The organism is Streptomyces sp. CNX435 (assembly GCF_059570575.1).
This window is the reverse complement of record NZ_JCANTA010000003.1, coordinates 528,596-550,763: the sequence shown is the minus strand read 5'-3', so window position 1 is coordinate 550,763 and position 22,168 is coordinate 528,596. Positions and strand designations below refer to the sequence as shown.

The window sequence follows — 22,168 nt, the reverse complement described above, 5'->3', positions numbered from 1 at the left end:
CCCTCGCCGCGGACCGCAGACCGCGCTGACGCCCGCGCCCGTCGGGCCGGACTTCACCGCGAGCCGGTCCGAGGACACGGAGAGCCGGCCGCCCGGCCCCGCGCCTCGCCGGCCGGGGAGAAAGAGGGCGGGAACTGTCCGCTTTCGCTTCTACGGTGACGGGGAGCCGACAAACGAGAGGCACCACCCATGACCATCGTCGTCACCACCCCCGCCGGCCGCGTCGGATCCCGCGTCGTCCGCCTCCTGCTGCAGGCCGGCGTACGCCCCCGGGTGCTCGTCCGCGACCTCGCGCGGCTGGACCGGGCGACCGGCGACCTCGTCGACGTACGGCGCGGCGACCTGACGGACACCGCGTTCGTCCGCGAAGCGGCGGCCGGCGCGCGGACCGTCTTCTGGGTCGACCCGACCCTGCCCATCGATGCCGACCCGGTCGCGGCCTCCGAGCGGACCGCAGCCGGCGTCGTCGAAGCCGCCCGCGCCGGCGATGTCGCGCGGGTCGTACTGCTCAGCAGCGTCGGGGCCGAACTGCGCCACGGCGCCGGGCACATCGATGCACTCGGCCGGATCGAGGAGAGCCTCGACGCCACCGGCGCCGACGTTCTCCACCTGCGCTGCGGCTACTTCTTCAGCAACCTCGTCATGTCCCTGGACGACCTGGCCCGCGGTGTGCTGCCCACGCAGTTCCACCCCGAGCGCCCCATGGCGTGGGTCGACCCGCGCGACATCGGCGACGTCGTCGCCGCGCGGCTGCTCGCCGAGGACTGGAGGGGGCGCGTGGTGCAGGGCGTGCACGGGCCCGAGGACCTGAGCTTCGTGCAGGTCGCGGAGATCCTCACCGGGGCGCTGGGCCGGCCGGTGCGGGTGCGGGCCGTCAGCGACGACGACGTACGCGCCGCGCTGACCGCGGCGGGGCTGCCGCCGGGCGCCGTGGAGGGCGTCGTCGGCATGGCCGCCGGCACCCGGGACTTCGTCCCCGAGCAGCCGCGCGACGTGGTCACCACCACGCCCACCACGCTGGCCGCCTGGGCGTACGGCCACCTGCGGCCGATGCTCGACGAGGTGGTGCGCGGCGCGGCGAAGGACGGCGGGTCGAAGGGCAGTGAGCCGAAGGGCAAGGAGCCGAAGGGTGGCGAGGCCGCGGACTGACCGACCGTTCTACCGCCCGGCCCGCCCCCGCACAGTGGCCGGCGGACGCGCGGGCCGCCGCCCGCGGCGCGGCGGAGGGGAGCGAGCGCGTACGGTGCGGCCGACCGGCCCGGCGCCGCCGGAGCGGGCGCGGGGCCACGGCCGCACCGCGCCCGACGCCTCACCTGACGGCCCCGGCCTCCGCCGCACCCCCGGCCGCCGCCCGGCCCCCGCCCCGCGGCAGGTGCCGGAGCGTGAACACCCCCAGCGCGGCGTGCAGCAGCGCCGCGACGAGCGCGGCGGCGTGCAGGCCGGTGACGAACGCGGACTCCGCGTCCCCGGCCGCCGCCGCCGTGATCCCAGGCACCTGCAGCGTCTCCGTGAGCGTGCCGGCCAGGTCCGGCCCCCGCAGGCGGAACACCAGCGCCGAGAGCGAGCCGAGCAGGGCGATGCCGAGGGCGTTGCCGATCTCGTTGCTCGTCTCGGCGATCGCCCCGGCCGACCCGGCGCGCTCCGGCGGCACCGCCGCGACGGCCGTGTCGGCGACCACGCTGAACGAGATCCCGTAGCCGACGCCGGTGACGACGGTGGCCGCGACGTACCAGCCGGTGCCCCCCGAGGCGCTCGTGGGCAGGATCAGCAACAGCCCCCCGGCGATGAGGAAGTGGCAGGTGAGCAGCGCGGCCCGGGTGCCGGTGCGCGCGACCACCGCCGGGGTGACGACGCAGGTGACGGTGAGCACCACGGCGCCGGGGAGCGCGACGAGGGCCGCATCGAAGACGTCCAGCCCGCGGACGGACTGCAGGTAGACGCCGCCGAGGTACGCCACCGCCGACCAGGCGGCCAGCGGCAGCAGCCCGGTGACGGCCGCGATCGCGAACACCCGGTCGCGGAAGAGCCGGAAGTCGATCAGCGGGTGCGCCAGCCGGAGCTGCCGGCGTACGAACCACCACAGCACGGCGACGCCCGTGGCGCCCGCGACGAGCGGAACGGCCGCCGGCCCTTCGGCCGCCGCCCGCTTGATCCCGTAGACGCTCAGCAGGATGCCCGCGGCGGAGAGCAGCACGCTCGGCGCGTCGACGCGGCCCGGTGCGCGAGCGCGTACCTCGCGCAGCAGCCGCGGGGCCAGCAGCAGGAACAGCGCGACGACCGGAAGGTTGATCAGGAACACCGACCCCCACCAGTAGCGGGCGAGCAACTGGCCGCCGACGACCGGGCCGATCGCGAAGCCGGCGGCGAAGGCAGCGGCGAAGATCCCGATCGCCTGCGCGCGCCGCCGCGCGTCGGTGAACAGCTCGCTCAGCACCGCCAGCGCCGACGGCAGCAGCGTGGCGCCGGCCACGCCCATCAGCGCCCGGAACGCGATCAGCGCCTCCGGCGACGGAGCGTACGCCGCACCCGCCGAGGCGGCGCCGAACACCGCCGCCCCGGTCATCAGCAGCCGGAGCCGGCCGTAGCGGTCGCCGAGGCCGCCGAACGCGATGAGCAGGGAGCCGACCGCGAACCCGTAGCCGTCGAGGATCCACAGCGCCTGGTCCGCGGACGGCGACAGCTCCGCGGAGACCTGGGGCATCGCCAGGAACAGCACCGAGCCGTCCATCGCGACCAGCAGCACCGGGCCGAGCACCACGAGCAGGCCGAGCCACGCCCGCGGTCCGGGGGCGGGAGGAGGGGAAGCACGCTGTACGTCCATGGCCACGACGGTGCTCCGCCGCGCGGCTGCCCAGCCATCCCCGCGTCGTGGGTACACCCGGCAGGGATACCCGGGGCCGCCGCGCCCCCGCCGGTCGCGACGTAGCCTCGGCACCATGGAACTGGAGAACCTCGGGGCGTACCTGAAGAGCCGCCGCGGCCGGGTCACGCCCGCCGCCGCCGGGCTCGGCACCTACGGCGCCGCCCGTCGCGTGCCCGGGCTGCGCCGCGAGGAGCTCGCGCAGCTCGCCGGGGTGAGCGCCGGCTACTACACGCGGCTGGAGCAGGGGCAGGCCGGCACCGCCTCCCGGCAGGTCCTCGACGCGCTCGCCCGGGTGCTGCGGCTGGACCCGGCCGAGACGGCCCACCTGCACAACCTCGCCCGCCGCCCCGCCGCGCCGCGGCTGGCCCGGCCCGCCCCCGAGCAGCCGCACCCCCGGGTGCTGGCGCTGCTGACGTCACTGGCCGAGACGACACCGGCCGTCGTGCTGGGCCGCCGCGGCGACGTGCTGGCCTGGAACCGCACCGGCCACGCGCTCGTCGCCGAGCACGTCGACTTCGACGCGCCCCGCGAGCCCGCGCGCCGGCCGTCCGTCCCCCGGATGTTCTTCCTCGACCCGCTCGTCCGGGACCAGCACGCCAACTGGGCGGAGCTGGCCCGCATCCACGTCGCGTACCTGCGGCTGACCGCGGGTCGGTACCCGGCCGACGCCCGCCTCGCCGAACTGATCGGCGAACTCGCCATGGGCAGCGCGGACTTCGCCCGGCTGTGGGCCACGGGCGACGTCGCCGACTGCACCGTGGGCACCATGAACCTGCGGCATCCCACCGTCGGCGCGTTCGACGTCGACTACCAGGTCTGGCTGCAGCCCGACAGCCCCGACCACCGGCTGGAGGTCTACACCCCCCACGACGCCGCCTCGGCCGACGCGCTGCGGCTGCTGGCCGCCCGCCCGCAGCGGGCGGACATCTGCCACGATGCCTGACATGACCTCGGCGAACGAGCAGGGTGAGCGGAACGGGCGGGAAGGGCGGGGCGAGCAGGGGGAGGAACGGGAGAAGAGCCGTCAGGCCGCCTCCTTCGGAGCCGCCGCCGACGCCTACGAGCGCGGTCGCCCGCCCTACCCGCCCGAGGCGGTGGACTGGCTGGTTCCCGACGCCGCCCGCGCGGTGGTCGACCTCGGCGCCGGCACCGGCAAGCTGACGCGCGCGCTGCGCGCCCCCGGTCGGGAACTCGTCGCCGTGGAGCCCTCCGCGGGCATGCGCGAGCAGTTCGCCCGCGCGCTCGCCGGCTCCCCCACAGCGCGCAGGGCGCGCGTGGGCGGCGCCCCCAGGCTCCTCGCGGGCACCGCCGAGGCGATCCCCCTGCCCGACGCGAGCGCGGACGCCGTCGTCTGTGCCCAGGCGTGGCACTGGGTCGATCCCGAACGCGCCGTCCCGGAGGCCGCCCGGGTGCTGCGCCCCGGCGGCCGGCTGGCGCTGGTGTGGAACAGCCGCGACGAGTCGGTGCCCTGGGTCGCGGAGCTGGGCCGCATCCTGCGGGACTACGCCGCGGCGCCCACCGAGGACCGCCAGACGGACCGGGTCGGCGAGCCGTTCGGCCCGGTCGAGCGGTGCGACTTCCGCTGGCGCCACCCGATGCCTGCCGCGGAGATGGTGGACATGATCGCGTCCCGCAGCTACGTGATCACGCTGGCGCCCGCGGTACGCGCCGGCCTGCTGGACCGGGTGCGCGCGCTGCTCGCTGAGGAGCGACCGGGTGAGATGCCGTACGTGACCGAGTGTCATCGCGCCCACCGATGAGTTTCGCGGGGCCGGGCGGTCTATCCAAAGGGAAAGGCAATTCCCGAACGCCGGAGGAGCACCATGACCGCCAAGGCACTACCGCCCGTCGTCGACGCCGAAACCTGGCGGCGCGAGCTGGACGACCTGCGCGTCCGGGAGAAGGCCGCGACCCGGGAGCTGGACGCCATCGCCGCGCGGCGGCGCCGGCTGCCGATGGTCGAGATGCCCGACTACACCCTGGAGGGTGAGGAGGGGCCGGTCCGGCTGGTCGACGTCTTCGACGGCAAGTCGCAGCTGATCGTCTACAACCACATGTGGTTCGAGGGCAAGGAGTGGCAGTGCGGGGGCTGCACGAGCCTCACCACGCAGTACACCCGGCTCGGCTTCCTCGACCCCTACGACGCGCGGTTCGTCATCGTCACGCAGGGGCCGATCGACGAGGCGCTCGCGTACAAGAAGCGCGTCGGTAACAAGATGACCTGGTATTCCACCGCGAACAGCGCGTTCGGCGCCGACGTCGACGCCCCGCCCGGCGGCGGCTTCGGGTTCAACGTCTTCCTGCGCGACGGCGACACCGTCTACCGCACCTGGCACACCACCGGCCGCGGCGCCGAGCAACTGAGCTACACCTTCCCGCTGGTCGACGTGCTGCCGTTCGGCCGCCAGGAGGAGTGGCAGGACTCGCCGGAGGGCTGGCCGCAGTCGCCCACGTACAGCGGGTGGCTGGACTCGCCGGACGTCGCGCGCCTCTACGGCGAGGACGCATAGCGCCGTAGTGCACGCGCCCCGCCGTCAGGGGCCGCGCGCCGGACGACGTCGCGGCGGCGGTGGCGTTCCTCGCCGCCCGCGACGCGGCGTGGGTCACCGGGGTCCGCCTCCCGGTGGACGGCGGGCTGCCGGCGGGCCACCTCGCGATGTCCGCGGCACGGCAGGCGGCGAGGCGTAGTCGGGCACCGGCTGTAACGTTCGGGCCAAGGTGCGATTCCGCCGCCCGCGTCCGGTTACGCTTCGCGGGGTAGCGTCAGTCTTGTTGGCGAGGGCCCCTCAGCTGCGGAGGACCGATGGCGGTGCCGAGGCCGGCAGCCTACGACCCGGATAACCGGCTCGGTGACGAGCACGAGCGCGGCGGCCGGCCCGTGTGCAGATCCGTCCTCGGCTCCCGGCTCCGCCGGCTCCGCCAGAACCGCGGCATCCAACTGCAGGAGGCCGCCCGCGCGATCGGTGCCTCCGTCGCCAAGCTCTGCCGGCTGGAGCGGGGCCAGGGCGGCTGCAAGGATCACGACGTCGCGGCGCTGCTGGACTTCTACGGCATCGTTGACGAGGACGAGCTGGACGAGTACGCCGCGCTGACCCGCGGCGCCAACGTGCCCAGCTGGTGGCAGGAGTACAGCGACCTGGTACCCAGTCAGGCGGAGACCCACCTGGGCCTGGAGGAGGCCGCCACCGTCATCCGCAGCTACCAGTCCCAGCGCATCCCGGACCTGCTGCAGACCCCCGCGTACGCCCGCGCCGTGATGAGGCTCGGCTTCCCGCGCGACCTGGTGCAGACGGTGGAGCGCCGCCTGCACCTCCTCGAACGCCGGCAGCAGGCACTCACCCGCACCGACCCGCCGCGCTGCTGGGTGCTGCTGGACGAGGCGGCGTTACGGCGCTCCGTCGGCGGCCCGGGCGTGATGGAAGAACAGCTGCGGCACCTGCTCCGGCTGCACGCCGAGCACCCGACGGTCACGCTGGACGTGGTGCCACTGGCCGAGGGCGGGCCGGCGGCGGTGTCGCAGCCGGTGACCATGCTGCGGTTCGCCGAGCCGGAACTGCCGGACGTGGTCTGCCTCGACCAGCTCTCCGACACGGTGCGCATCGACAAGCCGAGCGAGGTCGACCGCTACCGCCTGGCCATGGACGACCTCGCCGCGGCCACCAGCGCCGGCACCGACGCCGGGGAGTTCCTGACCCGCCTGCTGCACGGCCGCTGACGGTCCCGCACCGCCGTCGGCCTGCCGCCGACCTCGGGGTGCGGCACGGGCGACACACTCCACCGGCCCCGCTGTCCCGCCCCCGCGCGCCCACCGGCCACACTGGCCCCATGACGGAAACGGAAGCCTTCGCGTACGACGTGATCGTCCTCGGCGCCGGGCCGGTGGGCGAGAACGTCGCCGACCGCACCCGCGCCGCCGGGCTGTCCACCGCGATCGTCGAGAGCGAGCTGGTCGGCGGGGAATGCTCGTACTGGGCCTGCATGCCCAGCAAGGCCCTGCTGCGGCCGGTGATCGCGCGCGCCGACGCGCGCCGGGTCCCGGGGCTGAGCGGGCTGGTGGCGGGCGACCTCGACGCGCCGGCGGTCCTGGCCCACCGGGACGAGTACACCTCCCACTGGCAGGACGACGGCCAGGTCGGCTGGCTGGACTCCGTCGGCGCCGACCTCTACCGCGGCCGGGGCCGCCTCGCCGGGCCGCGCACCGTGACCGTGACCGACGCCGACGGCGTGGTACGCACCCTCACCGCCGGCCACGCCGTCGCCGTCTGCACCGGCAGCCGCGCCGTGGTGCCCGACCTGCCCGGGGTCGCCGACGTCGCGCCGTGGACCAGCCGGGAGGCCACCAGCTCCGCGGCCGTCCCCGGCCGGCTGATCGTGGTCGGTGGCGGCGTGGTCGGCGCCGAGATGGCCACCGCCTGGCAGGCCCTCGGCTCCCGGGTCACCGTCCTCGTCCGCGGCGACGGCCTGCTGGACCGCATGGAGCCCTTCGCCGGCGAGCTGGTCGCCGAGGCGCTGACCGAGGCCGGCGCAGAGATCCGTACCGGCACCTCCGTCACCTCCGTGACCCGCGAGAACGGCACCGTCGTCGCGACCACCGACGCCGGCGACACGGTCGAGGCCGACGAGATCCTCTTCGCCACCGGCCGCGCGCCGCGCACCGACGACCTCGGCCTGGAGACGGTGGACCTCGCGCCCGGCTCCTGGCTGGACGTGGACGACAGCCTGCGGGTCACGGGCAGCGAGTGGCTGTACGCGGTCGGGGACGTCAACCACCGTGCGCTGCTGACCCACCAGGGCAAGTACCAGGCCCGGATCGCGGGCGCCGCGATCGCCGCCCGGGCACAGGGCGTACCGCTGCTGGAGTCGGATCCGTGGGGTGCGCACGCCGCGACCGCCGACCACGGCGCCGTCCCGCAGGTCGTCTTCACCGACCCGGAGGCCGCGGCCGTCGGGCTGTCGCTGGCCGAGGCGGTACGGGCCGGCCACCGGGTGCGCGCGGTGGACGTCGAGCTGAGTTCGGTCGCGGGCGCGGGGCTGTACGCGGACGGCTACCGCGGGCGGGCGCGGATGGTCGTCGACCTGGACGACGAGATCCTGCGCGGCGTCACGTTCGTCGGGCCGGGGGTGGGCGAGCTGATCCACTCGGCGACGGTCGCGGTCGCCGGGCAGGTCCCGGTGAGCCGGCTGTGGCACGCGGTCCCCTCGTACCCGACGATCAGCGAGGTGTGGCTGCGGCTGCTGGAGGCGTACCGCGGCTGAGCACGCCGCTCGCGTACGGGGTACGGGAGACCACAGCCTCCCGCGGATCCCTTCGTGGCCGGGATCGCGCTCCTCCGCGACCTGTGGCGGGCCCGCTTCGGCGGGTCCTGGGAACCGCCGCCGGCCGGGGCGCGACGTGCCCCGTACGCCCGAAGGCGCACGGGGCACGCGGGCTCCGGACTCTCCGGACTCAGAGACCGAACTCCGTGGGCGACAGCCCGAGCGCCGTGCACGCCTCGCGGATCACCTGCTGCTCGGCCGGGTCGATGTGACCGTCGGCGCCCGCGATGACGAACCCGGTCTGGATCACCGCCCGCGCCTCCGCGGGCTTCTTCTGGGCCTTGGCGATCTCCTGCATCGCCTCCGCCTTGCCCTGCGGGAAGTTGACCGTCAGCCGGTCCAGATGCTTGGTGAAGCGCTGCCGCAGCTGCTCCGGCGGGAAGTTCTGCAGCACGTCGTTGCTCACGATCAGCGAGTCCATGCGCTCCCGCTCGGCCGGGTGCACGTGCCCGTCCGCGGCGGCCACGAGCGCGCAGATCGCCATGCTGGCGTCCCGGTACGCGCCGCTCTTCAGCTCCGTCTTCATCGAGCTGAGCTGCGTCTTGAACATGCTCACGAGCTGGGCCTTGGACCCGCCGCCCGAGCCCGCCCCGCCGGAGCCCTGGCCGCCGGGCCGCGCACCGCCCCGGGATTGCTGAAGCCCCTTGGCCTGGTCCTTGATCCGATCAAACATCGACACTGAATGCCACCTCGGGTTGCGGGCGTGCCGCCCGACTCGTCGGTTCCGGTCGTCGTACGGAAGACCGCGCTGTCGCGGTCAGTCACTTAACGCCCCCGCGGGACGTTGAGGTTCCGGATGCACCCGTCCGGGGGAACCGGCGGGGGCGCGGCGCCGTCGTAGCGGCGTACGGGGGAATCGAGGGGGACGTATGACGGGGGACTCGACCGTGGCGTGGCGGCGCCGCGGCGTGTGGACGGTGGCCGCGGCGGTCGTCGCGGGCGTGCTGCTCGTGGCGAGCGTGTGGTGGGCGGTGGGCAACTCGACGGGATCGACCGGGTCGCCGGGCTCCGGTCCGGGCGGCGACGGGGACGCGGTGGTGCCCGGGGCACAGACCGTGCACTTCGAGCAGGGGCACGGGCTCGCGGCGGTCAGCACGATGCTGCGTTCACCGGCGGACGTGAAGGTGTTCGCCGGCTGGTATCCGCAGGACGGCATCGGCGTCGAGCTGCGGGAGAAGCTGCTCGACCGCGATCTGGGCGCCGAGGCGCTGGTCGCCCTGGCGTGGAGCAGCGGCTGCACCAGCGCGGAGGGCGCGGTGCTGACGTACGCCGAAGGCACCGGCTACTCCGCGCGGCTGACCGGCACCACGACGTACCAGACGTGCGCGAGCCCGTGGGACGTGCTCGCGGTCTTCGCCGTCCCAGAGAAGGACGTCGGCGCGAACCCCGCCATCGGCGGCACCTCGCCCGACCCGCCGGGACCGGCCACACTCCTCGCCTACGCCCCGCTGGACGACCGCGCCGCGGCGGCGCGCGAGCCGCGGGCCGCCGAGGTCAGCCAGCCCGACCAGTTCGACACCTTCGTACGCCCGCTGCCCGGGGAGGCGGCGACGGTGCTGGCGGGCGAGCTGGGGAGCGGCTACGACTCGGAGCTGCCGGGCCCGGCGCGGCGGTTCGCCTTCGAGGGGCGCGGCTGCGGCGACGAGGTGCTGCTGGAGATCACGGCGGAGCGGCTGCGACCGCTGCCGGCCGGCGACTCGTGCCGGGACCCGGAGCCGTACGTCGCGGTGTTCTCGGTGCCGGCCGACCGGGTGCCGTCGAGCGCCGTGGTCGGCGGCTGAGGGACGGGCCACCGGGGCTGATGCTGGGCTTCGAAAGTTTCGCTCTACATCGCGAAAGTGACTGGAAATCACTGTTGTCATGTCCTGGACGTATACCTACCGTGTGGGAGCGCTCCCGCTCTGTTTGGAGGTCCTCCCATGCGCTTCCACCCGCTCCGCCGGCACCGGGCACTCACCTGGGCGGTGACCGCCGTCCTGGCCGTCGCGGCGATCCTCGCCGCGACCCTCGACGCGCGGCCGGGAGCCGCCGCCGAGCGCTTCGAGCCCGTCGCCGATCCCGTTGCCGAGGCCGATCCGCCGGTCGAGGACGACGGCGCCGACTGCCCCGTCCCCAGCCCGACCACGCCGAGCAACTCCCTGCTGCCCGACCCCTTCACCCGGCTGGACGGCACGCGGATCTCCACCACCGCCGACTGGCGCTGCCGCCGGGCCGAGATCAGGGAGCTGGCGGAGCGCACGATCTACGGCCAGAAGCCGGCGAAGCCGGCGAGCGTCACCGGCAGCGTTTCCTCGACCGGCATCACCGTGAACGTATCGGACCAGGGCCGCAGCGCGAGCTTCTCGGCCAGCGTCGACCTGCCGAGCGGCAGCGGCCCGTTCCCCGCCGTCATCGTCTACGGCGGGTTCGGCGCGGACACGGCCGCGATCAAGGCCGCGGGCGCCGCCGTCGTCAACTTCGACCCGTACGCCGTGGGCCGCGAGGGCACGCCGCGCGACAACAAGCAGGGCGCCTTCTACAGCGTCTACGGCTCCTCCAGCAGCACCGGGCTGCTCATGGCCTGGGCCTGGGGCGTGAGCCGGATCATCGACGTGATCGAGCAGTCCGACGGCGGCGTGCTGCGCGCGGAGGCGACCGGCGTCACCGGCTGCTCCCGCTTCGGCAAGGGCGCGTTCGTGGCCGGCGCGTTCGACCAGCGCATCGCGCTGACCATGCCGATCGAGTCGGGGACCGCCGGCGCGCCCGCCCTCCGCAGCGTCGCACGGGAGAGCGGCGCGCAGCCGCTGACCAGCGCGTACTCCGAACAGCCGTGGCTGGGCGACGAGTTCGGCTCGTACCAGGGCAACCCGGCGCAGCTGCCGGTGGACACCCACGAGATGGTCGGCATGGTCGCCCCGCGCGGGCTGTTCATCATGGAGAACCCGCACGTCGACTGGCTCGGCGCCACCTCCGGCAGCGTGGCGGCGCTCGGCGGGGCGGAGGTCTACAAGGCGCTCGGCGCGGGCCAGAACATCAGTTACTGGTCCGACGTGCAGGACGGTACGCACTGCGCGTCACGGTCCGAGTGGCGCGCGCCGCTGCAGCAGAGCATCGCGACGTTCCTGAAGGGTACGGGCAGCGCCCCCGGCGTGTTCCGGATCTCGCCGAAGAAGCCCGGCAACCTGGCCGAGTGGCGCAACTGGCAGACCCCGGTCCTCACCGCCGGCGGCTGACCCGGCGGGCCCGCCACGCCCCCGCCACCCCCTCGGCGTACGCCGAGGGGGTGGCCCTGCGCGGGAGAGGCGGCGGTCCCTGTGAGACGTTGTGGTTGACCATCGGTGCGCGGCGGGTCGCCGCGGCGCCCGGGGCGGCGACGTGACGAGGAGGAGCGCTGAGGTTCGACGTGGCCGACGCCGTCCGGCGGCGTCCGTTCCTGGCCGGCCTCGCCGAGCGCGTCCGCGCGCCCGCCGTGGGGCAGACGCTCCGCGCCACCATGGCCGCGACCATCGCGTACGTCGTCGCCCTCCCGCTCAGCAGCGGGCCCAAGCCGCTGACCGCGCCGCTCACCGCGCTCCTCGTCGTCCAGGTGACCTTCTACGCCACGCTCACCACCGGCATCCGGCGCGTCAACTCCGTCGTCCTCGGGGTGCTCATCGCCAGCGGCTTCAGCCTCCTGGTCGGGCTGAGCTGGTGGAGCCTCGGGCTGATCATCTTCGCCTCGCTGGTGGCCGGCCGCGTCGTGCGCGTGAACGAGTTCGTGCCCGAGGTCGCGATCAGCGCCATGCTCGTCCTCGGCGTCACCCACGTGGGCGACACGGCGTGGGCGCGGATCCTGGAGACGCTCGTCGGCGCCGCCGTGGGGCTGGCGTTCAACCTGGTGCTGGCGCCCCCGGTGTGGGTGGAGACCGCCGGCGAGGCGATCGAGGACCTGGCCCGCCGCATGCGCCGGCTGCTGCTGCGCAGCGCCGAGCAGCTGACCGTGGTCACGCCGCCCGCCGTGGCCGCCGACCGGCTGCGCGCGGCGCGCGAGCTGGACGACTCCATCGGCGAGGTCGACGCCTCGCTGCGCCGGGCCGAGGACAGCCTGCGGCTCAATCCCCGGGTGCGGGAGGCCCTGATGCACCGGGTGGTGCTGCGCACCGGGCTGGACGCGCTGGAGATCTGCGCGGTGGTGGTGCGCACCCTCACCCGGGGGCTCACGGACCTGGCGAAGGCGCGGGAGGGCGGTGAGCCGCTGTTCCCCCGCGACGTCGGCGCGGCGCTGGAGGACCTGTTCGGGTACGTCGGGGACGCGCTGGTGAGCTTCGCGCAGCTGGTGTCGACCGAGGTGTCCGCGAGTGCCGAGACGGCGGCCGGGCGACTGGAGGGCGACCTCGGGGCGGCCCGTGCCCTGCGCGACCGGGTGGAGGCGCTGCTGCTGGACAGCGTGGAGCGCGACGAGGAGAACTGGTTCCTGTACGGGGCGCTGCTCGCCGACCTCAACCGGATCCTCGACGAGCTGGACACCGAGCACCGCTCCGCGCGGTTGCTGGAGGGGCTGGACCGCAGCGGGCGCGACCTCCGCGAGCACCTGCCCCGACTGCCCCGGCTCCGGGCCTGGCTCACCCGCTGAGCGCGCCCCGGCGCCCGCGCCCCGGTCCCCGCCCCGGTCGCCGCGGCGGTACCCGAGATCGGCCGTTAGACCCCGCCCGGGCGTGGTACCCGCCCCCTGTGACCTGCACGAAGGCGACGCGTACGGGACCGGGCCGGCCCACCGCCGTTCCGGCGGTCCGCACACCGCGCCCAGCACGAGCAAGGAGAACGACATGACCGCCGCCGCCGTGGATCCGCGCCTCCCCGCCGCGCTCGGCCGCCGGCTGCGCGTCGACGCCGTACGGGCCGCCGACGCCGCCGGATCCGGCCACCCGACCTCGTCGATGTCCGCGGCCGACCTGATGGCCGTCCTGCTCGCCGGGCACCTGCGCTACGACGTCGACCGGCCCGACCACCCCGGGGCGGACCGGCTGGTCCTGTCCAAGGGGCACGCCTCGCCGCTGCTGTACGCGGCGCTCAAGGCGGTCGGCGCCGTCGACGACGAGGAGCTGCTGACGTTCCGGAAGCTGGGCAGCAGGCTCGAAGGCCATCCGACGCCGATGCTGCCGTGGGTGGCCGTGGCCACGGGGTCGCTCGGGCAGGGGCCGCCCATCGGCGTCGGCATGGCGCTGGCGGGCAAGCGGCTCGGGCACCTGCCGTACCGGGTGTGGGTGCTGTGCGGCGACAGCGAGATGGCCGAGGGATCGGTCTGGGAGGCGTTCGAGCACGCCGGGTACGAGCATCTGGGCAACCTCACCGTGATCGTCGACGTCAACCGGCTCGGCCAGCGCGGACCCACCCGGCACGGCTGGGACCTGGACGCGTATGCGCGCCGGGCGCGGGCGTTCGGCTGGCACACCGTCGAGGTCGACGGGCACGACGTCGCCGCCGTGGACGCCGCGTACACCGAGGCCGAGGCGGTGACCGACCGGCCGACCGCCGTGCTCGCCCGCACCGTCAAGGGCAGCGGGGTCGCGGCCGTCGCGAACCGCGAGGGCATGCACGGCAAGCCGCTGCCCGACGCCGAGGCGGCGATCGCCGAGCTGGGCGGCACCGGCGACGCCGTGCGCGTCGATCCGCAGGCCCCGCCGCCCGCCGCCGCTCCGCCGCCCGCGTCCGCGTCGCATCCGGCGCTGCCGCTCTACGACGTCGGGGACTCGGTGGCCACGCGCGACGCGTACGGGCAGGCGCTGGCGGCGCTCGGCACGGTGCGGCCGGACCTCGTCGCCCTGGACGGCGAGGTCGGCGACTCCACGCGGACCGAATTCTTCGCCAAGGAGCACCCCGACCGGTACTTCGAGTGCTACATCGCCGAGCAGCAGCTGGTCGCGGCGGCCGTGGGCATGCAGGCGTGCGGCTGGACGCCGTTCGCCGCGACCTTCGCCGCGTTCATGACCCGCGCCCACGACTTCGTGCGCATGGCCGCCATCGGCCGGGCGAACCTCAACCTGGTCGGCTCGCACGCCGGCGTCGCCATCGGCGAGGACGGCCCGTCGCAGATGGGGCTGGAGGACCTGGCGATGTTCCGCGCCGTGCACGGCAGCACGGTGCTGCACCCCTGCGACGCCAACCAGACCGCGCGGCTCGTCGCCGCCATGGCGGACGGCGACCTGACGGGTGTGCGCTACCTGCGCACGATGCGCGGCGCCCGGCCCGTCCTCTACGGGCCCGACGACGACTTCCCGGTCGGCGGCAGCAAGCTGCTGCGCGCGTCGCCCGGGGACCGCGTGACGATCGCCGCCGCCGGGGTCACCGTGCACGAGGCGCTGGCCGCCGCCGACCTGCTGGCCGCGGAGGGCATTGGGGCGCGCGTGCTGGACCTGTACTCGGTCAAGCCCCTCGACACCGACGCCGTACGCGCCGCGGCGGAGCTGACCGGCCGGGTGCTCACCGTCGAGGACCACCGCCCGCAGGGCGGTCTGGGCGACGCGGTGGCGGAGGCCTTCGCCGACGGCCGCCACGTCCCGCGGCTCGCCCGGCTGGCGGTACGCACCATGCCCGGCTCGGCGACCGGGACGCAGCAGCTCGCGGCGGCCGGCATCGACGCGGCGGCGGTCGCGGCGGCGGCCCGCGACCTCGTCGCGGCGGACGGCGCCCGGGGCGCCTGACAAGGCCGTGAACAGCACCGGACAACACCGGACAACACCGGACAGCACCGGACAGAACGGATTCCGAGCTGTGGAGGACGGACCCGTGACGAAGAACGAGAAGCGCACGGTGCACGCACTCCTCGACGCGTACGGACGCACGTACGCCGAGGACGCGGGCATTCGGCTCAAGGACACCCCCCAGCCCCTCTACCAGCTCCTCGTGCTCTCCTGCCTGCTCAGCACCCGGATCCGGGCGAGCGTGGCGGTCGCCGCGGCCCGCGCGCTGTTCGACGCCGGGCTGCGCGGCCCGCGCCGGATGGCCGACGCCACCTGGCAGCGGCGGGTCGACGCCCTCGGCGAGGGCGGCTACCGGCGCTACGACGAGAGCACCGCCACCCGGCTCGGGGACGGCGCCCGGCTGCTGCTGGACACCTACGGCGGCGACCTGCGCGAGCTGCGCCGCGAGGCGGACGGCGACGTCCGCCGACTCAGTGAGCTGCTGCAGCAGGTGCCCGGCCTCGGGCCCACGGGCGCGGCTATCTTCCTCCGCGAGGTCCAGGGGCTCTGGCCGGAGGCCGCCCCGTACGTCGACGCCAAGGTCGTGCAGGGCGCCGGCCGCGTGGACCTGCCGAAGGACCCGGCCCGGCTCGCCCGGCTGGTGGGCGAACCGGAACTGCCGCTGTTCACCGCGGCCCTGGTGCGCTGCGCGCTCGACAAGAGCGTGGCGGACGACGTCAGGGAGCACGCGCACGCGTGAGCGCACGCTGCGTACGGCCGGGCACCGGCCCGGGCTGGTGCCCGGCCGCATGGCACCCTCGTGGCATGAGCATCGACGTCCGCCCCGCCGACGTCTTCGAGGACGTCCGGGCCGTGCTCGGCCCGAAGTCCCCGGGGGCCAACGTCTGCTGGTGCCTGAGCTACCGGATCCCGTCCCGGCCCAACAACGAGCTGCGCGGCCCCGCCCGTGGCGAGTACGTCGCCGGGCTGTGCGCCGCCGAGCCGCCGCCCGGCGTGCTCGCCTACGACGGCGACGAGCCCGTCGGCTGGGCCGCCGTGGCGCCGCGCGCGGACACGACCTTCGCGCGCAACCGCAAGATCCCGCACGTGGACGACCTGCCGGTATGGTCGCTGTGGTGTGTCCGGGTACGCCCCGGCCACCGCAGGCAGGGCATCTCGCACGCCCTCATCGCCGGCGCGGTGGAGTTCGCCCGCGCCCACGGCGCCCCGGCGGTCGAGGCGTACCCGCTGGACAGCGGCTCCGCCAGGGTCGACCTGACGATGGCGTACGCCGGGATCCGGAAGAACTTCGAGCGCGCCGGCTTCACCCACGCCGCCGACACGACCTCGGTGCTCTCCGGGCACCCCCGGGTCCTGATGCGGCTCGACCTGCGCTGAGCGGCGGAGCGGGGCACCCACGCACCCGCACCCCCGCGCTCACGCACCCGCACCCACGCACCTCGGACCCGTGCCCCGCTGCCCACGGACCCCCGCGCCCGCGCCGGGAACCCGGGGCTGCGATGCCCCCGGGCTGCTCCCCCCGCCGCGGGGCGGGTGTCCCCGCTATCCGCGGATCAGTCCTCGCCCGGCAGGCACTCACGCCAGGCGACGTGGTACGTGGTCTCGATGTCTCCGTCCGTCGAGTCCATGGTCAGCATGCTGGTGGTCGTCGTGGGGTCCGAGGTGCCGGCGTTGACCCGCAGCTCCGTGTTGATGTTGAAGTTGCGGATCTCCCCGCACGGCGCCCAGACGAGCGACTCCAGGTCGGTCTCGTCCGTCGCGGTCCAGTTGTCGTCCATCGGCCCGGTGAAGTTGTGCGTGAAGGTGTCGGTGTCGGGCGAGCCCTGGAAGTAGTACGACGCCTTCTCCATGCCGGTCGCGCCGTCCTCCAGGTAGGCGTACCCCCGGTAGTCGACGCTGGCGATGGCGTAGGTGAAGCCCCCCGGCACCTTGACGGCCAGGTTGAGCTGGCAGTTCTTGCGGAAGTCCGTCGGCGTGGAGCCGACCCCGACCACGGCCGCGTAGTTGCTGTAGGTCACGGTGAACGCCTGGTTGTCCTCGGACACCGCGATGGCGGCGCTGCCCGGCTCACAGCCGGTGCCGTTGACGGTGAGCACCTCGATCGCCATCTGGTCGGGCGGTACGTCTTCGAAGGAGGGCGGCGTCGCGATATCGTTGGACGGCGACGCGATGGGGCTGCTGACGGTCGCGGCCAGTAGTGCTGCCAGGACACTGCCTGCGACAAGAGTCATGGTTCTCCAATCGGTCGGATGGGCCGTTTCCCGGGCACGGCAATGCCCAAGAGCGGGCCATGCGGGCGGAATCTGGCGAGCGGGCGGCAAAGGGGCCTGCTGGCCGGATTCCGTCAAGACACACCGGCGGCATACCGGCGCTCAACGCGGGACGGGCAGGAATTCCGCCGCCGTCTCCGAATGCGTACCGCGGGTAAGGTGCTTACCCGTCGCGGTATTTCAGCACTCCTTCCACGCCAGGTGGTATTTCGTGCTCACCGCGCTGTCGGTGGAGTCCATCGTCATCAGGCTCGTCGCCTGCTGGTCGGAGGAGCCCCGGTACACCCGGAGTTCGGTGTTGACGTTGAAGTTCCGCTGCTCGCCGCAGGGCGCCCACACCAGCTCGGCCCACTCCTTGGAGTCGGTCACCTGCCAGTTGTCGTCGTACGGGCCCTCGAAGCTCTGGCTGCTCGTGGCCGTCTCCGGCGAACCCATGTGGTAGTACGACGCCTGCTCCAGGCCCGACGCGCCGTCCGCCAGGTACGCGTAGCCGCGGTAGTCCACGCTCTGGATCGCGTACGTGAACCCGGAGGGGACGTCCAGCACCAGGCTGAGCTGGCAGTTCTTGCGGAAGTCGATCGGGCTGGCGCCGGCCCCCGCCGCCGCCAGGTAGTCGCTGTAGGTCACGGTGAACGCCGTGTTGTCGGCGTTGGCCGCCACCGCCGCCGTGCCGGCGGAGCACCCCGAGCCGTTGATGGTCTGGATGCTGACTCTTATCTGCTCGTCGGGTCCGTCGGCCGGATCCTCGTCCGCCGCCGCGGTCTGAGCGGAGAGGGTGGTGGCGACTAAGGCCGCCAGGGCTCCACCAGCAATCAACTTACCGGACATGTTTCTCCTATCCTTTGTCTCCGGGCCGGGCCGGGACGAAACCGGCGCCGACCGCACTGAATTGGGCACGGGAGAGCCGGATTGCGGCTCGTGAAAGCACATGCGCCGCAGGCGGGCCGAGACGGTGCGGCCGCTCCTGAGGGTGGCGCAGAGCATGGCGAAAGAGCTCCCTCACGTCCGAGCGGGCGCGAGGGTGAAGAAAGGGGAGAGCGGCTTCGGGGACTGGGAAGCATTCGTGCGGAACGCTGTGGGTGAGGGTGCCGTACCGAATGCGTCCCCGACCTCAGTGGAGCGTGAGGTGGGAGCGTTCTCATGCTAGGGCTATGTAAAGCTCGTGTGAAGAGGAATTTCACGAGGGGAACACGGAGTCCGAAAACGGGTTCTCGCCCGGGTTGGCATCATGGCGGCGACTGTCAAGTCTACGCGGGTAGCTGCTCGGAATACGCGACGGTAAGGAGACAACTTCTTCGGACGCCCGGTACGGGCCGCCGGAGTCCGGCCAGAATCGCGCGTATGCGGTGTGGACGGTTACCCGCGGAAAGGCCGTTCGGCCCACCCCGCAGGGCCGTCCGGCGGATGGCAGGACGGGGGCTGCCGGGCTGCCGCTTCCGGACGTACGGACCGAGGTGGTCGCGGCATGGACCGGGCGGGGGCGGCGCCCATCCCCGATCACGGAAGACGGCCCGGGCGCCACGGGTGTGACTGAATTCCGCACCCTGGGTACTTGTGCGGTGATCAGCCCCGTCTTCTTCGTATCGGGTGAGAGTGAATGGTCGACCGCTTCGCCGTTCGGCAGTCGGTGTTCGACACCGCGGCGGACAGCGGCCCGGGTGAGCTGCCCGGCCGGCTGTGCCGGCTCCTCCGCACGGAGCTGGGCCTGGACGCGGTGGCGATCTCGCTGTCCGGCCACACCCCGTACCGGCAGGTGTACGGCGCCTCCGACGCGATGGCGCTGCGCCTGGAGGAGCTGCAGTCCGAGACGGTGGAGGGGCCGTCCGTGCGCGCGTCCGCCCTGGGCCGCCCCGTTGTCGTCCACGACCTGCACGGCGACGAGCGGTGCTGGCCGGCGTTCGGCCCCCGTGCACGGGAGGAACTGCCCGACATCGGCGCCGTGTTCGCCTTCCCGATGCGGTTCCGGCAGCGTGTCCTGGGCGCCGTCTGCATGGTCAGACGCGCGTCAGGCGGCCTGACGGCGGCCGAGTACGAGCGGTGTGCCACGGCGGCCGACGCCGTGGCCCTCGCGGTGCTGGACGGCTTCCACCGCGTGCTCCACCACACCGTGCCCTTCCCGCGGCACCCGGCGTAACCGTTCCTTAAGAGGAAGGATGTCTAAAATGCCGCCAGTTGGGGTACGCGAGGCTGATGAGAGTCGGCGTGATCGATGCGGGTTCGAACACGGTGCGCCTGGTGGTCGCGGACGCGGACGGCCAGGTGCCGCTGCCCGTGCACACGGCCAAGCGGCAGCTGCGGCTGGCGGAGTTTGCGGACGCCGACGGGCGGCTCGGCGAGCGGGCGGTCGGGGAACTGGCCGCGGCCGTCGGCGCCGCGCGCGAGGAGGCCCGGCGCTGGGGGGTCGCGGAACCGTTCGCCTTCGCCACCGCGGTCGTCCGCGACGCCCCCAACTCCCGTGACATCTGCCGCGCCGTCCGCGAACGCACCGACGTGGCACTGCAGTTGCTGCCCGGCGAGAAGGAGGCGGAGCTGACGTTTCTGGCGGCCCGCCGGTGGATGGGCTGGCGGGCCGGGCCGATGGCCGTCCTCGACATCGGCGGCGGCTCGTTCGAGGTGGCCTGCGGCCGCAGCCGGCTGCCTGACTTCGCCATCGCGCTCCCGCTGGGCGCCGGCCGGCTGACCCGCGAGTTCTTCGGCAGGCACGACCCGCCGCCGCCCGCGGCGGTCAAGGCGGTACGCCGGCACGTCCGGCACCGGCTGCGCGACGTGGCCGCGCGCATCCGCTGGGAGGCGCCGCGCACCACCGTGGTCACCTCCCGCACCATGCAGCAGCTCGCCCGCCTCTGCGGCGCGGCGCCCGGCCGGCACGGCCCGTTCGTGGCGCGCACGATGGCACAGGAGGACCTCCGCCGGGCGGTCAAGCAGCTCCAGGGGCTGCCCGCGGCCGAGCGCGCCCGGCTGCCGGGCATCTCGCCGGCGCGTGCCCGGCAGTCGCTGGCCGGCGCGGTGGTCGCGCACACCGCGATGAAGCTGATGAGCATCGAGGTGGTCACGATCTGCCCCTGGGCGATCCGGGAGGGGATCCTGCTGCGCACCATCGAGGAGGGCAGCGTGAGCTGGTGGACGGCCCCGGCCGGCGACGAGCCGCGCGTACCGGGGCAGCGGAGGCCGCCGCACTCGGGCATCGGGCTCGACCAGATCCGGCAGCAGGTCAACTTGTCGAACTGAGCCGGGGAACCGGTACGCACCAAGCGCGGCGACCTAGCCTCCCGACGGCTGCCCGGGCACGGGGCCGGTGTCAGCCGTGCAGCGTCGGCCGGTAGACCAGCTCCTGGATGGAGCCGTCGAGGGTCCGGGTCTCGATCAGGTCGAGGTCGAAGTCGGCCGCACCCGCGAAGATCGGGGCCAGCCCGGTCCGGCCGGTGATCACGGGAAAGAGCGTCACGTGCACGCGGTCGACCAGACCGGCGGCCATCAGCGCCCGGTTCATCGACAGGCTGCCGTGCGAGCGCAGCGGCACGTCGGACTCCTCCTTGAGCCGGGCGACGACGTCGACGGCGTCGCCGCTCGCGACGGTCGCGTCCGGCCAGTCGAGGGGCTCCGTCAGCGTGGTCGACACCACGGTCGCCGGCAGCTGTGTCATCCGCGTGACCCACGGGTCGCGTACCTCGGACTCCTCGGTGCTCTCGGCCAGCATCTGCGAGAACATCCGGTAGGTCCCGGCCCCGAAGACCATCCGCTGGTCCTCCTCGTACAGGCCGAGGCGGCGATCGAGCAGCTCGGGTCCCTGCTTGCCCCAGTAGCCGGTCCAGTCGCCGCCGGCGGCGCCGAAGCCGTCGAGGCTGGTGAAGAAGTCGAAGGTGTAGGTAACGGTCATGGTGGTCTCCAGGGTGCGGCCCGTCGGTGTGCAGAGGGAGACGGCGTACCGCGGCGAAACTCATCGCCGCCGGCTCAGGCGGTCGCGAGCAGCTCACGCACCCCCTGGGCCGTCAGCGCCATCTCTTCCGGCGCGCCCGCGTCGATGACCAGCGACGGGCCGTCCGAAGGCCAGCCGCGGGCGAGGTCGCCGAGCGCCACCGCGTTGTAGTGCTCGATCTCCGGGAAGACCTGTTCGAGCCGGTCGGCGGAGGTGAAGACCGGCACCAGCCGGGTGCCGTCGCCCTGCTCCACAATCGGCAGACTGAGCGTCTGCGCCTGCTCGGGCCCGGCCGGTTCCCCGGCGGGGTCCGGGTCGGGCAGCAGCACGCGGCTCTCGGCGAGCGTGTGCAGCGCTTCCTGGTCCGGGCCGTTCTCGGCGACGGTGTGCAGCGCCTGCTGGGCGGCAGAGCGCCGGCCGTCCGGTTGGTACGTCATGGCTGTCCCTTCGCTGTGCGGCAGACCGGTCACGGACCGGGTGCCCCGGGCCGCCGGTCGGAAACCGGAGTGAAGAGTTGACTGATTTGCCCGTTTGATACGTAATTCAACATGGCCGACGATGAAGGCGTCCGACCGATCTACCCCCAGGGAGAAACCATGCCGAGCGGATCCAGCCCCAAAAGGGAGCGTCAGTACGAGCACATCAAGAAGGGTGCCCAGAAGCGCGGCGCCGGCAGCGCGCGGGCGAAGGAGATCGCCGCCCGCACCGTGAACAAGGAGCGCGCCCGGACCGGGGAGTCCCGCACCGCGAGCCGCACCTCCACCCGCGACATCTCCTCCGGCCGCCGGGGCGGGCTCCGCTCTCACCGGGGCGCCGAGGGCCCCACCTACGACCAGCTCTACGCCGAGGCCCGGCGCCGCGACATCCACGGCCGCTCGTCCATGAACAAGGCCCAGCTCAAGCGCAAGCTCGGGCGCTGAAGGACGGCGTACGGAGCCCCGCCGTCACCCGCTCGGGGGAGCCGGGCCCCTTCCGTCCGCGGAGCGGCGGGAGCGCGCCGAGCCTCGGCCGGCGTGCGATCGGGGCCGGGTCGGCCCTCCCCGGGGCGGTCGGATGGCGAGCCCCGGGTCTCGAAAGGTTTCGTGCGGCTGTGGCCGGGGGAGGGGTCGGTGGATTGGGAGCGCTCCCAATCTTCTGCACCTCT

21 protein-coding genes and 1 pseudogene are annotated in these 22,168 nt (G+C 74.0%); 16 read left to right on the top strand and 6 right to left on the bottom strand.

What is annotated here, in order from left to right; all coding sequences use genetic code 11:
• Positions 1–189: 189 nt before the first annotated feature.
• Positions 190–1,149: an NmrA family NAD(P)-binding protein gene (locus T328_RS08860; RefSeq protein WP_496495344.1), complete on the top strand. Its 960-nt coding sequence runs from the start codon at positions 190–192 to the stop codon at positions 1,147–1,149.
• A gap of 160 nt (positions 1,150–1,309) precedes the next feature.
• Here T328_RS08860 and T328_RS08855 read toward each other — a convergent pair whose 3' ends face one another.
• A complete protein-coding gene (locus T328_RS08855; RefSeq protein WP_496495343.1) occupies positions 1,310–2,827 on the bottom strand; it encodes an MFS transporter in 1,518 nt (505 codons plus the stop codon).
• A 109-nt stretch (positions 2,828–2,936) separates the two neighbouring features.
• Here T328_RS08855 and T328_RS08850 point away from each other — a divergent pair, with 109 nt between their 5' ends.
• The 6 genes and pseudogenes from T328_RS08850 (at position 2,937) to T328_RS08825 (ending at position 8,119) form a co-directional block, all read left to right on the top strand.
• Positions 2,937–3,806, top strand: coding sequence for a helix-turn-helix domain-containing protein (locus tag T328_RS08850; RefSeq protein WP_496495342.1), 870 nt, complete (start codon positions 2,937–2,939; stop codon positions 3,804–3,806).
• A gap of 1 nt (position 3,807) precedes the next feature.
• The gene (locus T328_RS08845; protein ID WP_496495341.1) at positions 3,808–4,623 is read left to right on the top strand and encodes a class I SAM-dependent methyltransferase; all 816 of its coding nucleotides are present in this window, start codon (positions 3,808–3,810) and stop codon (positions 4,621–4,623) included.
• A gap of 63 nt (positions 4,624–4,686) precedes the next feature.
• Complete coding sequence (locus tag T328_RS08840; protein WP_496495340.1) at positions 4,687–5,373, top strand: DUF899 domain-containing protein; 687 nt, start codon at positions 4,687–4,689, stop codon at positions 5,371–5,373.
• Between the two features lie 32 nt (positions 5,374–5,405).
• Positions 5,406–5,525: pseudogene (locus T328_RS08835) on the top strand (SDR family oxidoreductase); the annotation flags it as partial.
• Positions 5,526–5,666: 141 nt separating this feature from the next.
• Positions 5,667–6,578 (top strand): helix-turn-helix domain-containing protein, encoded by a 912-nt coding sequence (locus T328_RS08830; RefSeq protein WP_496495339.1) that lies wholly within the window; start codon positions 5,667–5,669, stop codon positions 6,576–6,578.
• Positions 6,579–6,688: 110 nt separating this feature from the next.
• The gene (locus T328_RS08825; protein WP_496495338.1) at positions 6,689–8,119 is read left to right on the top strand and encodes a dihydrolipoyl dehydrogenase family protein; all 1,431 of its coding nucleotides are present in this window, start codon (positions 6,689–6,691) and stop codon (positions 8,117–8,119) included.
• Positions 8,120–8,309: 190 nt separating this feature from the next.
• On the opposite strand, the gene T328_RS08820 is transcribed toward T328_RS08825, so the two are convergent.
• Positions 8,310–8,852 (bottom strand): tellurite resistance TerB family protein, encoded by a 543-nt coding sequence (locus T328_RS08820; protein ID WP_496495390.1) that lies wholly within the window; start codon positions 8,850–8,852, stop codon positions 8,310–8,312.
• A gap of 196 nt (positions 8,853–9,048) precedes the next feature.
• Between T328_RS08820 and T328_RS08815 the strand changes: the two genes are divergently transcribed.
• From T328_RS08815 to T328_RS08790, 6 genes are all read left to right on the top strand, one after another.
• Entirely contained in the window at positions 9,049–9,960 is a 912-nt protein-coding gene (locus T328_RS08815; protein ID WP_496495337.1) for a hypothetical protein, read from the top strand.
• A gap of 138 nt (positions 9,961–10,098) precedes the next feature.
• On the top strand, positions 10,099–11,391 hold the full coding sequence (locus T328_RS08810; protein ID WP_496495336.1) for a glucuronyl esterase domain-containing protein: 1,293 nt from the start codon (positions 10,099–10,101) through the stop codon (positions 11,389–11,391).
• A gap of 260 nt (positions 11,392–11,651) precedes the next feature.
• Complete coding sequence (locus tag T328_RS08805) at positions 11,652–12,770, top strand: FUSC family protein (RefSeq protein WP_496495389.1); 1,119 nt, start codon at positions 11,652–11,654, stop codon at positions 12,768–12,770.
• 193 nt (positions 12,771–12,963) lie between these two features.
• Positions 12,964–14,838, top strand: coding sequence for a transketolase (locus T328_RS08800; protein ID WP_496495335.1), 1,875 nt, complete (start codon positions 12,964–12,966; stop codon positions 14,836–14,838).
• A gap of 85 nt (positions 14,839–14,923) precedes the next feature.
• Positions 14,924–15,577, top strand: coding sequence for an HhH-GDP family DNA glycosylase (locus tag T328_RS08795; protein ID WP_496495334.1), 654 nt, complete (start codon positions 14,924–14,926; stop codon positions 15,575–15,577).
• A 65-nt stretch (positions 15,578–15,642) separates the two neighbouring features.
• Positions 15,643–16,215 (top strand): GNAT family N-acetyltransferase, encoded by a 573-nt coding sequence (locus T328_RS08790; RefSeq protein WP_496495333.1) that lies wholly within the window; start codon positions 15,643–15,645, stop codon positions 16,213–16,215.
• A gap of 176 nt (positions 16,216–16,391) precedes the next feature.
• Here the strand turns inward: T328_RS08790 and T328_RS08785 are convergent, their stop codons facing one another.
• Entirely contained in the window at positions 16,392–16,946 is a 555-nt protein-coding gene (locus T328_RS08785; protein WP_496495388.1) for a DUF4360 domain-containing protein, read from the bottom strand.
• A 342-nt stretch (positions 16,947–17,288) separates the two neighbouring features.
• Entirely contained in the window at positions 17,289–17,936 is a 648-nt protein-coding gene (locus tag T328_RS08780; RefSeq protein ID WP_496495332.1) for a DUF4360 domain-containing protein, read from the bottom strand.
• A gap of 769 nt (positions 17,937–18,705) precedes the next feature.
• Between T328_RS08780 and T328_RS08775 the strand changes: the two genes are divergently transcribed.
• Entirely contained in the window at positions 18,706–19,242 is a 537-nt protein-coding gene (locus tag T328_RS08775) for a GAF domain-containing protein (protein WP_496495331.1), read from the top strand.
• 56 nt (positions 19,243–19,298) lie between these two features.
• On the top strand, positions 19,299–20,336 hold the full coding sequence (locus T328_RS08770) for a Ppx/GppA family phosphatase (RefSeq protein ID WP_496495330.1): 1,038 nt from the start codon (positions 19,299–19,301) through the stop codon (positions 20,334–20,336).
• 70 nt (positions 20,337–20,406) lie between these two features.
• Here T328_RS08770 and T328_RS08765 read toward each other — a convergent pair whose 3' ends face one another.
• Together T328_RS08765 and T328_RS08760 are read right to left on the bottom strand one after the other, a co-directional pair.
• Complete coding sequence (locus T328_RS08765) at positions 20,407–20,985, bottom strand: dihydrofolate reductase family protein (protein WP_496495329.1); 579 nt, start codon at positions 20,983–20,985, stop codon at positions 20,407–20,409.
• A gap of 74 nt (positions 20,986–21,059) precedes the next feature.
• The gene (locus tag T328_RS08760) at positions 21,060–21,461 is read right to left on the bottom strand and encodes an SseB family protein (protein WP_496495328.1); all 402 of its coding nucleotides are present in this window, start codon (positions 21,459–21,461) and stop codon (positions 21,060–21,062) included.
• Positions 21,462–21,620: 159 nt separating this feature from the next.
• Between T328_RS08760 and T328_RS08755 the strand changes: the two genes are divergently transcribed.
• Positions 21,621–21,944, top strand: coding sequence for a plasmid stabilization protein (locus T328_RS08755; RefSeq protein WP_496495327.1), 324 nt, complete (start codon positions 21,621–21,623; stop codon positions 21,942–21,944).
• The last annotated feature ends 224 nt before the right edge of the window (positions 21,945–22,168 follow it).

Excerpts from the sequence above, each read along its gene's own strand:
- T328_RS08790 (WP_496495333.1), top strand. The coding sequence starts at position 15,643 with ATGAGCATCGACGTCCGCCCCGCCGACGTCTTCGAGGACGTCCGGGCC.
- T328_RS08760 (WP_496495328.1), bottom strand. The coding sequence starts at position 21,461 with ATGACGTACCAACCGGACGGCCGGCGCTCTGCCGCCCAGCAGGCGCTG.
- T328_RS08775 (WP_496495331.1), top strand. The coding sequence starts at position 18,706 with ATGGTCGACCGCTTCGCCGTTCGGCAGTCGGTGTTCGACACCGCGGCG.
- T328_RS08805 (WP_496495389.1), top strand. The coding sequence starts at position 11,652 with ATGGCCGCGACCATCGCGTACGTCGTCGCCCTCCCGCTCAGCAGCGGG.
- T328_RS08800 (WP_496495335.1), top strand. The coding sequence starts at position 12,964 with ATGACCGCCGCCGCCGTGGATCCGCGCCTCCCCGCCGCGCTCGGCCGC.
- T328_RS08785 (WP_496495388.1), bottom strand. The coding sequence starts at position 16,946 with ATGGCGATCGAGGTGCTCACCGTCAACGGCACCGGCTGTGAGCCGGGC.
- T328_RS08860 (WP_496495344.1), top strand. The coding sequence starts at position 190 with ATGACCATCGTCGTCACCACCCCCGCCGGCCGCGTCGGATCCCGCGTC.
- T328_RS08830 (WP_496495339.1), top strand. The coding sequence starts at position 5,667 with ATGGCGGTGCCGAGGCCGGCAGCCTACGACCCGGATAACCGGCTCGGT.
- T328_RS08840 (WP_496495340.1), top strand. The coding sequence starts at position 4,687 with ATGACCGCCAAGGCACTACCGCCCGTCGTCGACGCCGAAACCTGGCGG.
- T328_RS08755 (WP_496495327.1), top strand. The coding sequence starts at position 21,621 with ATGCCGAGCGGATCCAGCCCCAAAAGGGAGCGTCAGTACGAGCACATC.
- T328_RS08820 (WP_496495390.1), bottom strand. The coding sequence starts at position 8,852 with ATGTTTGATCGGATCAAGGACCAGGCCAAGGGGCTTCAGCAATCCCGG.
- T328_RS08850 (WP_496495342.1), top strand. The coding sequence starts at position 2,937 with ATGGAACTGGAGAACCTCGGGGCGTACCTGAAGAGCCGCCGCGGCCGG.
- T328_RS08815 (WP_496495337.1), top strand. The coding sequence starts at position 9,049 with ATGACGGGGGACTCGACCGTGGCGTGGCGGCGCCGCGGCGTGTGGACG.
- T328_RS08780 (WP_496495332.1), bottom strand. The coding sequence starts at position 17,936 with ATGTCCGGTAAGTTGATTGCTGGTGGAGCCCTGGCGGCCTTAGTCGCC.
- T328_RS08765 (WP_496495329.1), bottom strand. The coding sequence starts at position 20,985 with ATGACCGTTACCTACACCTTCGACTTCTTCACCAGCCTCGACGGCTTC.
- T328_RS08770 (WP_496495330.1), top strand. The coding sequence starts at position 19,299 with ATGAGAGTCGGCGTGATCGATGCGGGTTCGAACACGGTGCGCCTGGTG.
- T328_RS08810 (WP_496495336.1), top strand. The coding sequence starts at position 10,099 with ATGCGCTTCCACCCGCTCCGCCGGCACCGGGCACTCACCTGGGCGGTG.
- T328_RS08845 (WP_496495341.1), top strand. The coding sequence starts at position 3,808 with ATGACCTCGGCGAACGAGCAGGGTGAGCGGAACGGGCGGGAAGGGCGG.
- T328_RS08825 (WP_496495338.1), top strand. The coding sequence starts at position 6,689 with ATGACGGAAACGGAAGCCTTCGCGTACGACGTGATCGTCCTCGGCGCC.